We start from the raw sequence: 13826 nt of genomic DNA on the forward strand, positions 1-13826 counted from the left end.
ATGACCATCCTGAGAACCCGCCCCGCCGCCTGGCTCGGCGCCCTGGCCGCGCTTGCTTCCCTGGCCACGCTGTCGATCGCCAGCACGGCGGCGGCGAGCGATCCGCTTGCGACGCCCGAGGCCGGAGCATGGCCGAGCGACGGGCGCGACTATTCGGCGCAGCGCTACAGCCCGCTGACGCAGATCGACGCTTCGAACGTCAGCAAGCTCGGGCTCGCCTGGTACGACGATCTCGACACTTATCGCGGGGTCGAGGCGACGCCGATCTATTCGGACGGGGTGCTCTACAACATCCTGCCGTTCAACGTGACCATCGCCTACAACGCCAAGACCGGCGAACGGCTGTGGACTTACGATCCGCAAGTGCCGCGCGAGATGGCTCGCTATGCCTGCTGCGAGCCGGTTTCGCGCGGGCTCGCCATGTCGGGCAACAAGGTCATCATCGCCACGCTCGACGGGCGCCTGATCGCGCTCGACAAGACTAGCGGCAAGCCAATCTGGTCCACTGAAACGTTCGACAAGACGTTCCCTTATTCGATCACTGGCGCGCCGCGCGTGTTCGGGGACAAGGTCGTGGTCGGCCAGTCCGGCGGTGACTTCGGCGTGCGCGGGTTCGTCGCGGCCTTCGACATCGAGACCGGAGCCAAGAAGTGGAAGTTCTTTCTGACTCCGGGCAACCCGGCTGATGGGCCCGACGGCGAAGCGTCCGACAGCGTGATGAGCTGGGTGCGCGAGACCTGGTTCGGCAACAAGTACTGGGAGCTCGGCGGCGGGGCCAATCCGTGGGACTCGATCGCTTACGATCCCGAGCTCAACCTGGTCTATGTCGGCACCGGCAACGCCTCTCCGCACTCGCGGTTCTATCGGTCGGAGAACAAGGGCGACAACCTGTTCGTCTGCTCGATCGTGGCGCTCAAGGCCGATACCGGCGAGTATGCCTGGCATTACCAGATGAACCCTGGCGAGGAGTGGGACTGGACCTGCACCGCCTCGATCATCAGCGCCGATCTCCAGATCGACGGCAAGCCGCGCAAGGTGCTGATGCAGGCACCGAAGAACGGGTTCTTCTACGTGCTCGACCGCAAGACCGGCGCGTTCATCAGCGCCGCGGCGCATGTGATCCAGAACTGGAACAACGGCTTCGACGACAAGGGCCGCCCGATCGTGAACGAAGCCGTGCGCTATGGCTTCGACCCCAAGCTTGTCATGCCGGGTCCCGGCGGGGCGCATAACTGGTTCCCGATGGCTTACAGCCCGCGCACCGGGCTGGCCTATTTCCCGGCCTATCAGTCGGGCTTTGTCTATGCGCTCCAGCCGGACTGGAAGCCGCAGCCGATGCGCTCGAACAGCGGCTGGGGCGGGTTCTCCGGGCCGGTGCTGCAGCAGCGGATGAAGCTGATGGAGGAGGCCAACAAGGTCGAGAAGGCCTGGCTCACCGCCTGGGATCCGGTCAAGCAGCAGGCCGCCTGGCAGGTCGAACTGCCGCGTCATGGCAACGGCGGTGTGTTCGTCACCGCGAGCGACCTGGTGTTCGAGGGCACGACCAAGCAGACCTTCGCTGCCTTCGATGCGCGGACCGGCAAGACGCTATGGGAGTTCCCGACGCAGAGCGCCCCCGTCGCGGGCGGCATCACCTACATGCTCGATGGCGAGCAGTATGTTGCGGTCAACGCCGGTTGGGGCGGGGGCGCCGCTCAGATCGAGCAGTCATCGGGCACCGAACTGCCGCGCGCCAAGGCTCGGTTGCTGGTGTTCAAGCTCGGTGGGACCAAGCAGCTTCCGCCGCTGGCGGCCACCGCCGCCGTGCCTCCTCCGCCGCCACTGCGGGCGTCCGAGGCGCAGATCCAGGCGGGCGCGCAGCTGTTCGCCCAGACTTGCGCGGTGTGCCACGGCCAGAACGCCATGGGCGGGGTCAAGGACTTGCGCCATATGACTGCCGATACTCACAGCAAGTTCAACCAGATCGTGCTGGAGGGGCTCTACCTCGACAAGGGCATGGCGAGCTTTGCCGACCTGTTGAAGAAGGAGGATGTGGACGCGATCCACAACTACCTGATCGCACGGGCGAATGAGGATTGGGGGCGGAGCGAGTAGGTGACTTAAATCCTCCCCGAGCTTGTCTCGGGGAGGTGGCGCGCTCCGCAGGAGCGTGACGGAGGGGTAGGCGAAATGGTGCAACACCCCTCCACCATCCGCTTCGCGGACGGTCCCCCTCCCCGAGCAAGCTCAGGGAGGATCTTGGTCAGCCCGCCTGCGAGGGCAGCCCGGCGTCCAAGCGCCCGATCAAGACCTCGAGGAACCCATCGAGTTCATCGACCTTGTCGGCGGGCAATCCCTCAAGCAGCCGCGTGCGCATGGTGTCGGCGATCTCGAAGATCTCCTCCAGCGCTGTCTCTCCTGCTCGCGTCAGCCGCAGTAGCTTGCTGCGCCGGTCGCTCGGGTCGGGCAGGCGTTCGACCAGCCCGTCCTTCTCCAGCGTGTCGAGCATGCGCGTCATCGTCGGACCTTCGATCCGCAGGCGCTTGGCAATGTCGACCTGGGCGCTGAGCGAGGGCGAATTGATGATCGCGGCGAGCGCTTCCATCCGCGCAGCGCTTTGCCCGATCAGGCGCAATTGCTCGTCCAGCAGCGAGCGCCAGCGCCGCGCCGCGAGTACGAGATGCACCGTCAGCCGGATATCCCGCGTGGTACCGCCATCGCGATAGATCTCGAAACTCGAGGAATCCGAGTTCGAGGCGAGGTCTGTAGCCGGGGTGACCGTCGTCATCAGTAGGGCTTCCGGCATTGTCCGTGTGTTTGTCAAGCAAAGCACCTTCGTAGAGAGCAAGCTTTCCCGAACAAATCTCCTGCGCTACAAGCGATTGACTTTGTCCGGTGCACTAGTGGAGCCCGGCGATTAGGGGAGATTTTTCGATGACCTATAAGGTCAACATCAACGGCGAGGTGCGCGAGCTGGACGTACCAGAGGACATGCCGCTGCTTTGGGCGCTGCGGAACGAACTCAACATGGTCGGAACCAAGTTCGGCTGCGGCAAGGCGCTGTGCGGCGCTTGCACCGTGCATGTCGACGGCGTGGCGCAACGCTCGTGCTCGCTGCCGGTCGGTTCGATCGGTGCGGACAGCAAGGTCACCACGATCGAAGCGCTGGAGAAGACCGAGATCGGTCGCGCGCTGCAGCAGGCCTGGCTCGAAGAAGACGTCATGCAGTGCGGTTACTGCCAGGCAGGCCAGCTGATGAACGCCAGCGCCTTGCTCGCTCGCAATCCGAAGCCGAGCGCCAGCCAGATCGACTCGGCGATGGCCGGCAATATTTGCCGCTGCGCCTGCTACACCCGCATTCGCGACGCGATTGCTGTGGTCGCGGAAAAGGGGACGGCGAATGTCTGATCAAGCGACCCTCTCGCGCCGCACCCTGCTCAAGGCGAGCGCGCTCGCTGGCGGAGGCCTGGTGCTGACCGCCTCGATCCCGATGGTCGCCCGTGCGGCTACCGCGGCCGCAGGCGGACCCGCCGAAGCGACGCTCAACGCGTTCGTTTCGATCGCGCCCGACAACACCATCACTATCGTCGGCAAGAACCCGGAGATCGGCCAGGGCATCAAGACCATGCTGCCGATGCTCATCGCCGATGAGCTCGACGCCGACTGGAACCAGGTGCGCGTCACGCAGGCGGAAAGCAACGCGGCCAAGTTCGGCCCGCAGCTCGCCGGCGGCAGCTTTGCCACGCCGATGAACTGGATGCCGATGCGCCAGGTCGGCGCTGCTACGCGCCAGATGATGCTGGCAGCGGCCGCGCAGCGCTGGGGCGTCGATGCCAAGGGTCTCAAGACCGAACTCGGCAAGGTGATCGAGGTGTCCTCGGGCCGCTCGGCCACTTATGGCGAACTCGCCAGCGACGCCGCCAAGCTCACGCCGCCGGACCCGGCGACAGTCACGCTCAAGGACCCGAAGAACTTCCACATCATTGGCCGCGCCATCGGCGGCGTCGATTCGCCGCGCGTGGTGAAGGGCGAGCCGATCTTCGGCGTCGATACCCAGCTTCCGGGCATGGTCTATGCAGCGTTCGAGCGTTCGCCGGTGTTCGGGGCCAAGCTCAAGTCTGCCAACCTCGATGCGGTCAAGGCTGCACCGGGCGTGATCGATGCCTTCGTGATCGAGGGCAACGGCAATGCCGAGCAGCTCGTCGACGGTGTCGCGATCCTGTCGAACAACTGGTGGCTCGCCAACAAGGCGCGCGAGAAGCTGACCATCGAATGGGACAACGGCCCTTGGGGCGACCATTCGAGCCAGCGCTACGACGAAACAGCCCGCGCGGCGATGGCCTCGGGCAAACCGCAGTCGCCGATCGTCTCGCATGGCGACGTCGATGCGGCCTTCGCTTCGGCGGCCAAAGTGCTCGACCAGGAGTATTTCTACCCGTTCCTCGCCCACGTGCCGATGGAACCGCAGAACTGCACCGCGCAGATGCACGACGATGGCTCGATCGAATTCTGGGCTCCGACGCAAAATCCGCAGGCCGGGCAGGGCTCGGTTGCGCAGATGCTCGGGATCACCCCGGACAAGGTCAAGCTGCACATCACCCGCATGGGTGGCGGCTTCGGCCGGCGGTTGACCAACGACTTCATGCACCAGGCCGCGGCTATCGCGCAGAAGGTACCGGGCACGCCGGTCCAGCTGATCTGGACCCGCGAGGATGACGTTCGCAGCGACTTCTACCGTCCGGCTGGATGGCACCGCCTGCGCGCGGCGGTCGACAAGGACGGCAAGCTGACCGGGTTCGACGATCACTTCGTCACGTTCTCGCTCCCCGGCGCCGGGGCCTACAACCCCGCGGCGATGGCGCCCGACATCTTCCCGGCCAAGTTCGTGCCCAACCTCCGCTATGCGCAGACGCAAATGGAGACGCGGGTGCCGATGGGCGCGCTGCGTGCGCCGTCATCGAACGCGTTGGCCTATGTGATGCAGAGCTTCCTCGACGAAGTCGCGGTCGAGACCGGGAAGGACTTGCCGACCCTGCTGCTCGAGATGATCGAAGGGCACGAGAAAGAACCCGACGAGCGCGGCTTCATGGGCGTATCGCCAGGCTTCAACCCCGAGCGCATGCGCGGGGTGATCAACAAGGCGACGGCAATGGCGAACTGGGGCAAGCCGGTGCCGGAAGGCCACGCGCTCGGCTTCGGGTTCTACTTCAGCCACATGGGCTACTTCGCCGAAGTGGTTGAGGCGAGCCTGTCGTCGCGCAAGCAGGTCCAGGTGCACAACGTCTGGGCAGCGGGTGACGTGGGCAGCCACATCATCAACCCGTTCGGGGCGCTGAACCAGGTCGAAGGCTCGATCATCGACGGTATCGGCCAGGCACTCGGCCTCGCGATCGAGATCGAGAACGGCGCGACGAAGCAGTCGAACTTCCACGACTACCAGCTACCTCGCATGCCGATTACGCCGAAGATCCACACCGAGTTCGTCATTTCGGATAACGCGCCGACCGGCATGGGCGAGCCTGCTCTGCCGCCGGTGATCCCGGCGTTGACGAACGCGCTGTTCAAGCTGACCGGCAAGCGGGTGCGCAGCCTGCCGATCGATACCAAGCTGTTTGCCTGAGGCTTAGGGCGGGCGGTTCGGGGAGCTCCAGATGGACCTTCCCGAACCGGCGCTCGAAAAGGCAGTCTACGCTCCGTCGCTCGAAGAGGAGCGGTCCTACTCCCGCGAGGATGGGACGCTGGTGATCAACATCCTGGTAGATCCGCCGTGCGGCGAAAGCAGCGCGAGCGAGATCGTGGTGTGCGCTCCTGATCAATCGGCCAATCGGCTCGAAAGGACTGAGGCGCCGGCTGAACCGGACAACAAGGTCGAGGTCTCGCTGGGCAAGAACGCCAAGGCTAACTTGCGGGCCGAGAGCGACCCGAGCAACGGCGGCGACAGCGTGATCGTCGGGGTAACAATCAAGTTCTGATGATAGATCCTCCCCGAGCTTGTCTCGGGGAGGATTTTGGTCTCACGCAAAGGCGCAAAGCAGCGAAGAGCAAACGCCCGACCTTTCGTCATCCCCGCGAACGCGGGGACCCAGTCGGCTCTTGTGCGCTTCCGCCCTAGGTTCCCGCTTTCGCGGGAATGACGAAGGATGGGCTACGCAAGCGGGAGGGGAGAGCCCTCACTTCTCCCAACCGCTCGGCGACATGTAGGGCGTGACGATCCCGATCGCCTCGATCTCATGCATCTGCCCGCCCCAGACCTTGTAGATGTGGATCGCCGGCATATCGAAGCCCGCCCCGGTCGAAGCGCGGATCACCCGGTATTCGGTCCCCGGCACGCCGAGCAGGCGATAGCGCTCTTCCTTCATGTCGTGGTGGAAGTGGCTCATGCCCCAGACCAACCCCGTCTCGGTATCGGCGATATCGACCCGGCGGTTTTCGATGGTGTCGATGTACTCCCACATGTTGGTGTCCATCTGCGCCTCGCAGCCGAGGCCACCGAGGTAGGCGAAGGCCGGATCGGTCTGGCCATTGCCGCCGGGGGTGTTGCGGACCATCGGGTTGCGCGCCGTCTGGAAGCCGTTCTCGCGCCGTTCGCAGTCGTCGGAGAAGGGCGTCAGGCTGCCGTTGTTGTTGTCGAGCGCGTCGTAATAGCTCTTGCCGATGTGGATCAGGCGGCCGCGCGAATCCGCATATTCCTCGGACACCGGGCGCATCAAAGCCGGGCGCGGAGCGCGTAGGTTATTGAGCTGCCCTTCGCTGAGATTGCCCGCGACCATGTGCTCGGCCTCGACGATCTTGCCGCCTTCGCGTTTGAGGCGAATGCCGACCAGCGCCGGCTTGCCCTCGACCTCCATCATCGCCAGCAGGCCAACCTGCTGCGAGACCGGGTCGGCGACGTGGATCTGGTACTCGGTCGGTCCCTTGGTCGCGGTGCGCCACAGGCCTTCGCCGCTGCCGATCTTCTTGATGTTCTCGACCGTCACCACGTTGCTGGCGAGCGGGGCCTTCGAGGGATCGTGCGCAACAAGGGCGGCGGCGTAAGTGTCCGCCATGGCGATCAGGCACGCCCGGTCGCAGTCTTGCGCCTGGGCGGTGGCAGGCAGGGCCAGCGCCATCGCGGCGGCGCCTGCAAGCAGCTTGAGCTTCATCATCTCGGAAATCCCCTCTCTCCCTGTCTCCGGTCGTCGCCGGCTTCGTGGCGGACTTTGCGGCGAGATGGCGAGCGGAGCAAGCCCACAGACATTTTGCGACAATCCCGCTTCTGGCCTTCGCGGCAAACCCGACTATGACGATCCCAAGAACCGAATAAGGGGGAGGATCGGCTATGCGGAGAGTACTGTTGGGCAAGGGCATGTTGCGGGGCTTGTTGAGCGGAGGTGCCATGCTGGCACTGGTGGCGGCGGCGCCGGCTTCGGCGGCGGACTGCGGCGACCTGGTAAAGATGGCGCTCGATGGCGGCAAGGTCACTTCGGCCGAGCTGGTCGCGCCGGGCGCGTTCCAGCAGCCGGGCCTGCCGGGCAACCTGCCCCCGGGCGTGGCCAATGCGGCCTACCGCGACTTGCCGCAGTTCTGCCGGGTCCAGGCGACGCTGACACCGACGAGCGATTCCGACATCAAGGTCGAAGTCTGGCTCCCGGCGAGTGGTTGGAACGGCAAGTTCGTCGGCATCGGCAACGGCATCTGGGCCGGGCAGCTCAGCTATTCGCAGCTCGCCGACCCGCTCAAGCGTGGCTACGCCGTGGCGACGACCGACACCGGGCACACCGGTAGCGGGCTGACCGCCGATTGGGCTATCGGTCATCCCGAAAAGCTGGTCGATTTCGGCCACCGAGCGGTGCATCAGATGGTGGTCACGGCCAAGAAGTCGATCTCCGCCTTTTACGGCAGCGGGCCCAAACTTTCGTACTGGAACTCGTGCTCCACCGGCGGGCGCCAGGGCCTGATGGCCGCGCACCGCTACCCCGATGATTTCGACGCGATCAGCGCGATGGCTCCGGCCAATCCGATGACCGACCTGATGACCCAGTCGATGTGGGCCGGCTGGCAGCCCAACCGGGCGCCGGGTGCGATGGTGTCGGTGCCCAAGATGGCCGCGGTACACCGCGCGGCGGTGGCGCAGTGCGACAAGCTCGACGGGCTCGAGGATGGCGTGATCGGACGCCCCGACGCCTGCAAGTTCGACCCGGCCACCATCCAGTGCACCGGTGCCGACAGCGACCAGTGCCTGACCGCGCCGCAAGTCGAAACGATCCGCGCGATCTACAGCGGCCCGCCGGGACTGCCGGGCTGGCCTGCCGGTAGCGAGATGCAGCTCGGCGCCCTGACGCAAGGGCCGCAACCGTTCCCGGTGGCGCTGACCTACTTCTCGATGCTGGTGTTCGGTGACCAGCAGGGCTGGGATTGGAAGACCTTCGACTACCAGCGGGACATGCAGCGTTCGCGCGAATACGGCGCGGATATCCTCAATGTCCCGGCCGACGGGCTGAAGGCCTTCTTCGCCCGTGGCGGCAAGCTGCTGATGAGCCATGGCTGGAGCGACGGGCTGATCCCGGCGACTAACTCGCTCGGGTTCTATGACAGGCTCCTGCCCACGCTCACCTCCGAACAGGCGCGCGACCAGTTCCGCCTGTTCATGGCTCCCGGCATGGATCACTGCTCGGGCGGTGAGGGGCCGAGCGACTTCGATACCCTGGGCGCGATCGACGCCTGGGCGACCTCGGGCAAGGCCCCGAACCAGATCATCGCCACACGTCCGACCGCGGCAGGTGGCCCTCCGGGCGCTCCCGCCGGTCCGCCGCGCGAACCGATGACCCGGCCGCTGTGCGCCTGGCCGGCCTTTGCGCAGTACAAGGGGCAGGGCGACCCGAATGACCCGGCCAACTTCCAATGTACGACCACGATAACGACCGCACCGTCGCGGACCTGATGCCGGCACGGACTACCGCCTGGGCTGACGACCGCGCCGCCTTGCGCGCGGCCTGTGAGCCAGGCGTGGGTCTGTGCACGATAGTCGGTATCGAAGGCAGCTTCTCCCGCCGGTTAGGGGCGCAGCTGGCGGTACATGCCGACGGCACGATCACCGGCAGCCTTGCCGACGGCTGCCTCGAACGCCAACTCGCGACGGAAGTGACGGTGGCGAGCGGGCCGGTGGTCAAGCGCTTCGGCAGCGGATCGGAGTTGATCGACTTCCGCTTGCCCTGTGGCAGCGGGCTCGATGTCTTGATTGATCCGGAGCCTGATCGGGAGGTTTGCCGGGCGGCGGTCGAGCGGCTCGACTGCCGGCAATCGGCTGAGCTTCCGCTACCGGGCACGCCACATCAATTGCACACCCGTTGCTATATCCCGGCCCTGCGCTTGCAATTGTTCGGCGAAGGGCCGGAACTGGACGCGCTCGTGGCCCTCGCCGCAACCGCCGGAGTCGAAGTCTCGGCATACGGCAAGGACGCGCTCTCCCTTGGACGGCGCCCCGCTGGCCTCTCCGCCGACCCCTGGACTGCGGTGGTGCTGCTGTTCCACGATCACGAGTGGGAGCAGGCCATCCTCGAATGGGCGCTGGCGACGCCGGCCTTCTACATCGGCGCGCAAGGCGGCTTCGAGGCGCGCCGCACGCGGTTGGAGCGGCTGGAGGCAACCGGCGTTTCAACCGAGCAACTCGGCCGCATCCGCAGCCCGGTGGGCGTGATTACGCACAGCCGGGAACCGGGCGTCCTCGCACTCTCGGTGCTCGCGGGGATCGTCGGCGAATACGAGAAACTCCACCCGCATGGCTGAGCCGCTGGTCGCGGTGCTCGCGGCGGGGCGGGGCCGTCGGTTCGGGGGCGGCAAGCTCGAGGCCGAGTGCGCGGGCAAGCCGCTCGGGCGCTGGGCACTCGAAGCAGCGGAAAAGGCGGGCCTAAGGCCGGGTGTCATCGTCACTGGGCCCGAGGGCGCTAGTTTTGCCGAGGGATGGGGGATCCTGGTCAATCGCGAGCCGGACGCGGGGCTTGGTTCGTCCTTGGCGCTGGCCGCGCGGGCCGCGTTTGAAGCTGGGGAGGGGTCGTTGCTTGTGCTGCTCGCCGATATGCCGCTGGTCGACGCCGCCTATCTTCGCGAACTCGCTTCGACTGCCGCGCCTGCTGCTACGAGGCACCCCGATGGGAAGCCCGGAGTGCCGGCGTTGCTCGACCGGACTTTGATCGCCGAGGCCATGGCGCTGACCGGAGACCGCGGCGCGGGGCCGCTGCTTGCTGGTGCTAGCTTGCTCGACGCGCCGGTGGGAACGCTGCGTGATGTGGATACACCAGAGGACTTGGCCGAGCTGGTCCGACTGTTGAACCGCTAACCACACCCTCTTCGTCATCCCCGCGCACGCGGGGACCCAGTCGGCTCTTTGCGCTGTTCCGCCCTAGGTTCCCGCGTTCGCGGGAATGACGAAAGTTGGATTGGAAGTTGATCTAGGCCCGCACCATGACCGGCTCGCCCGCGCGCTGCACGGCGATCCGCTCGATCAGGCCATCACGCAGGGTGTAGGTCACGATCACCCGCACCTCGATGTAGTCACCCTCGTTAAGCGCTCCGACCACGAAGTCCGGCGCGTCGGCGATGGCGGTGAAACGGCTGGTGGTGTCGCTGACGATCTCCTGCTCACTGGCGGTGATCGAGTGCACGGTCAGGCTCTCGCGCACCCGCTTGAACATCGCGGTGTAGAAATCGGCGATCGCCTGCCTGCCCTGCATCGGCGGTACCGAGCCCAGCAGTAGCTCGACATCGTCGGTGTAGAACCGGGTGTAACGCTCGGGATCGCCGTTGGAGAACGCGGCGGTGTAGGCGCCGTACGCGGCCAGCTGGCTCGGGTGCGGCCCCAGCGGCGGCAGCGTCGTCACCCCCTTGCCAGGCGCCCAGGTCATCGACTTGAGCGCGGCCACTTTGTCATCGCGCAGAGTGTAGTGGACCAGGAACTTCACCGTCACCGTGTCGCCCGGATGGAGGTGGCCGAAGGGAAAGTCCGCGCGTTCCTTGCTGGCGTGGAAGTCCATGTCGACTTCGGCGAACAGGTGATCGCCCTGCAGCACCCAGGACTGTGGCCGCATCACCTCGCGCACGCCGTCATGCGCCCAGCGCAGGAACGCGAGCAGTTCGTCCTTGCCCGAACGGTCGCCCGAGCCGGCGGAGAACTTCACGTCGTCGCAGAAGAACCGCTCGACCAGCAGGTCGTCGTCGCCGGAATTGAAGACGCGTTCGTACTCGGCGTAGTCCATCGTCACTCCAGTTCGAGGATCACGGCATCGGTGGCGAGGCTCATGCCGACATCGGCCGTGATCGCCTTGACCGTGCCGTTCTTCTGCGCGCGCAGGATGTTTTCCATCTTCATTGCCTCGATCGTGGCGAGCGGTTGGCCGGTTACGACCTTGTCCCCCTCCGCCACATGGAGCTTCACCAGCAGTCCCGGCATCGGGCTCAGCAGAAGGCGCGAGAGATCGGGCGGCACCTTCTCCTTCATCAGCGCGGCGAGCGGGGCGAGGCGAGCGGGCAGGGCGCGGGCGCGATGCCGTTTGCCGTGGGTGGTGATGATCCACTCAAGCCCCTCGCGCGCGACCTTCAGGCCCAGGCGGACGCCTTCGCCCGTCGCGGTCGCGGTGCGCATTCCGGGCATCCAGTCGCAGGTGCCCTCGATCCGGTGCTGGTCGACTATCGCGTGGCCATCGCCGAGGGTGACCTCGTAGTCGTGTCCCTCGATCCGGACGGTCCACTCACAGGGGACGGGGGGAGGTCCGTTGAGTTGGTCTGAGGTTTTGCGGGCCAGCCCCATGCGGCTGAAGCTGCTACCGGCGGCAATCGCGGCGATCACGCGCAGGCGTCCCTCGTCGGCAGGAGCGCCGTGGAAGCCGTCGGGATATTCCTCGGCAATGAAGCCGGTGGTGAGATTGCCCGAGCGGAAACGCGGGTGCTGCATCAGCGCGCTGAGGAAATCGATGTTGTGGCCTGGGCCTTCGATCTCGAAGTCGTCGAGCGCCTGGACCTGCAGGTCCGCCGCCGCCTCGCGCGTCTTGGCCCAGGTGACCAGCTTGGCGATCATCGGGTCGTAGAAGATCGACACCTCGCCGCCCTCGGCGACGCCGTCATCGACGCGCACGTATTCCTTCCCGGCACGGGGAGGGGGACCACCCGCAGGGTGGTGGAGGGGCACTGGCGGCTTACGGGACGACGCGAGGTCAGGAGCGGTCGAGGGTGCCCCTCCACCATGCTTCGCATGGTCCCCCTCCCCACTCTGGGGAGGATTGTAGCGGATCAAGCGCCCGGTACTCGGCAGGAAGCCGCGATAGGGATCCTCGGCATAGACCCGCGTTTCGATGGCCCATCCGTTCAGGCCGACGTCTGCTTGCGTGAACGGCAGCGCTTCGCCTGCTGCCACGCGGATCATCTGCTCGACCAGGTCGATCCCGGTGATTGCTTCGGTCACCGGGTGCTCGACCTGCAGCCGGGTGTTCATTTCGAGGAAGTAAAAGCTCTCGCCCGTGGGATCCGCGCCGCTGACGATCAGTTCGACCGTACCGGCCGAATGGTACCCGACCGCCCGCGCCAGCGCGATCGCCTGCTCGCCCATCCGCGAGCGCATCTCCGGCGTGACGAACGGGCTGGGCGCTTCCTCGACGACTTTCTGGTGCCGCCGCTGAATCGAGCATTCGCGCTCGTTGAGGTGGACCAGGTTGCCGTGCTTGTCGCCCAGCAGCTGGATCTCGATGTGGCGCGGGTCCTCGATGAACTTCTCGATGAACACCCGGTCGTCGCCGAACGAGTTGAGCCCTTCGCGGCGCACGCTTTCGAAGCCTTCGCGCACGTCCAGCTCGGTCCAGGCGAGGCGCATCCCCTTGCCACCGCCGCCGGCGCTGGCCTTCATCATCACCGGGTAGCCGATCTCGGCTGAGATACCGACCGCGTGCTCGGTATCCGTGATCTCGCCGACAAAGCCGGGAACCACGTTGACCCCGGCGGCGAGCGCTAGCTTCTTGCTCTCGATCTTGTCGCCCATCGCCGCGATGGCGGTGGCGGGCGGGCCGATGAAGGCAATGCCCTCCGCTTCGAGCGCTTCGACGAAGCTCGCCCGTTCGGAGAGGAAGCCATAGCCGGGGTGCACCGCTTGGGCGCCAGTCGCCTTGCACGCCTCGATGATCTTGTCAGCGCGCAGGTAGCTTTCGGCGGCAGGCGAAGGCCCGATATGCACCGCCTCGTCCGCCATCTTCACATGCGGGCTACGAGAGTCGGCGTCGGAATAGACCGCCACTGTCGCAATCCCCATGCGCCGAGCGGTGCGGATCACCCGGCAGGCGATCTCTCCACGGTTGGCGATGAGGATCTTGGTGAACATCAGCGTTCGGGCCCCGCCGTCATAAGCCGCAGCTGCTGGATGCGCAGTTCGGTCAGGTAGGTCATGCAAAAGTTCTCAAGCATCGGCTGCATCGAACCGCCGCGCGCCTCGAAGCTCTCCATCAGGCACTGCGCGTCGCGGTATTTGAGCCAGGCTCGCTGGCCTTCGAGCAGAGTTTCGTAGTGGCCGGGTTGCTGATCGTACTCACGGTCGATCTCCGCGTCAGCAGCCTTCATCGCGGCAACGGTGGTGGCCCACTCTTCGTTGAGCGCGGCGTCGGCGCTTTGGAAGTCGAGGTAGGCGCAGCGGTTCATTTCCTGCTGGGCTTGCGGGTCGGCGCAGTCATCGAGCGCTTCGGTAGCAGCCGCGGCGTTCGCGTCTGGTTGGGCCAGAAGCAGGAGCAACACAGCTATCACTGCCAACTACCTCTATTCGTCATCCCCGCGAAAGCGGGGACCCAGTGGGCTCTAACTGCGACTGGGTCCCCGCTTTCGCGGGGATGACGAAG

Annotated in this window: 12 protein-coding genes; 7 read left to right on the forward strand and 5 right to left on the reverse strand. The window is 65.9% G+C overall.

Annotation, left to right across the window (positions count from 1 at the left end; all coding sequences use genetic code 11):
* Entirely contained in the window at positions 1-2094 is a 2094-nt protein-coding gene (locus tag ASD76_RS01060; RefSeq protein WP_082553544.1) for a PQQ-dependent dehydrogenase, methanol/ethanol family, read from the forward strand.
* Positions 2095-2242: 148 nt separating this feature from the next.
* Here ASD76_RS01060 and ASD76_RS18445 read toward each other — a convergent pair whose 3' ends face one another.
* Entirely contained in the window at positions 2243-2767 is a 525-nt protein-coding gene (locus ASD76_RS18445) for a MarR family transcriptional regulator (RefSeq protein WP_321164413.1), read from the reverse strand.
* A 146-nt stretch (positions 2768-2913) separates the two neighbouring features.
* On the opposite strand from ASD76_RS18445, the gene ASD76_RS01070 reads away from it, so the two are divergent.
* Genes ASD76_RS01070 through ASD76_RS01080 form a run of 3 tightly spaced genes read left to right on the forward strand, consistent with a single transcriptional unit; the run spans position 2914 to position 5951 of the window.
* Positions 2914-3387, forward strand: a complete 474-nt coding sequence (locus tag ASD76_RS01070) for a (2Fe-2S)-binding protein (RefSeq protein WP_055917239.1) — start codon at positions 2914-2916, stop codon at positions 3385-3387.
* Positions 3380-5599 (forward strand): xanthine dehydrogenase family protein molybdopterin-binding subunit, encoded by a 2220-nt coding sequence (locus ASD76_RS01075; RefSeq protein WP_055917242.1) that lies wholly within the window; start codon positions 3380-3382, stop codon positions 5597-5599. The genes ASD76_RS01070 and ASD76_RS01075 overlap by 8 nt, the downstream gene beginning before the upstream one ends.
* 31 nt (positions 5600-5630) lie before the next feature.
* Positions 5631-5951, forward strand: coding sequence for a hypothetical protein (locus ASD76_RS01080; RefSeq protein ID WP_055917244.1), 321 nt, complete (start codon positions 5631-5633; stop codon positions 5949-5951).
* 198 nt (positions 5952-6149) lie between these two features.
* Here ASD76_RS01080 and ASD76_RS01085 read toward each other — a convergent pair whose 3' ends face one another.
* Positions 6150-7124 (reverse strand): hypothetical protein, encoded by a 975-nt coding sequence (locus ASD76_RS01085; RefSeq protein ID WP_055917247.1) that lies wholly within the window; start codon positions 7122-7124, stop codon positions 6150-6152.
* Between the two features lie 173 nt (positions 7125-7297).
* Here ASD76_RS01085 and ASD76_RS01090 point away from each other — a divergent pair, with 173 nt between their 5' ends.
* From ASD76_RS01090 to ASD76_RS01100, 3 genes are read left to right on the forward strand one after another with little or no spacing between them, the layout of a single operon-like run.
* Positions 7298-8899 (forward strand): tannase/feruloyl esterase family alpha/beta hydrolase, encoded by a 1602-nt coding sequence (locus tag ASD76_RS01090; RefSeq protein ID WP_235506448.1) that lies wholly within the window; start codon positions 7298-7300, stop codon positions 8897-8899.
* Positions 8860-9744, forward strand: coding sequence for an XdhC family protein (locus ASD76_RS01095; protein ID WP_055917253.1), 885 nt, complete (start codon positions 8860-8862; stop codon positions 9742-9744). Before ASD76_RS01090 ends, ASD76_RS01095 begins: the two co-directional genes overlap by 40 nt.
* The gene (locus ASD76_RS01100; RefSeq protein ID WP_055917256.1) at positions 9737-10294 is read left to right on the forward strand and encodes an NTP transferase domain-containing protein; all 558 of its coding nucleotides are present in this window, start codon (positions 9737-9739) and stop codon (positions 10292-10294) included. Before ASD76_RS01095 ends, ASD76_RS01100 begins: the two co-directional genes overlap by 8 nt.
* Positions 10295-10406: 112 nt before the next feature.
* Here ASD76_RS01100 and ASD76_RS01105 read toward each other — a convergent pair whose 3' ends face one another.
* From ASD76_RS01105 to ASD76_RS01115, 3 genes are read right to left on the reverse strand one after another with little or no spacing between them, the layout of a single operon-like run.
* Entirely contained in the window at positions 10407-11210 is an 804-nt protein-coding gene (locus tag ASD76_RS01105; protein WP_055917258.1) for a nuclear transport factor 2 family protein, read from the reverse strand.
* 2 nt (positions 11211-11212) lie between these two features.
* The gene (locus ASD76_RS01110; protein WP_055917262.1) at positions 11213-13318 is read right to left on the reverse strand and encodes an acetyl/propionyl/methylcrotonyl-CoA carboxylase subunit alpha; all 2106 of its coding nucleotides are present in this window, start codon (positions 13316-13318) and stop codon (positions 11213-11215) included.
* Positions 13318-13725 (reverse strand): lysozyme inhibitor LprI family protein, encoded by a 408-nt coding sequence (locus ASD76_RS01115; protein ID WP_156457500.1) that lies wholly within the window; start codon positions 13723-13725, stop codon positions 13318-13320. Before ASD76_RS01115 ends, ASD76_RS01110 begins: the two co-directional genes overlap by 1 nt.
* Positions 13726-13826 lie beyond the last annotated feature (101 nt).

It is taken from the genome of Altererythrobacter sp. Root672 (assembly GCF_001427865.1).
In the GTDB taxonomy this organism is placed as follows: Bacteria; Pseudomonadota; Alphaproteobacteria; order Sphingomonadales; family Sphingomonadaceae; genus Croceibacterium_A.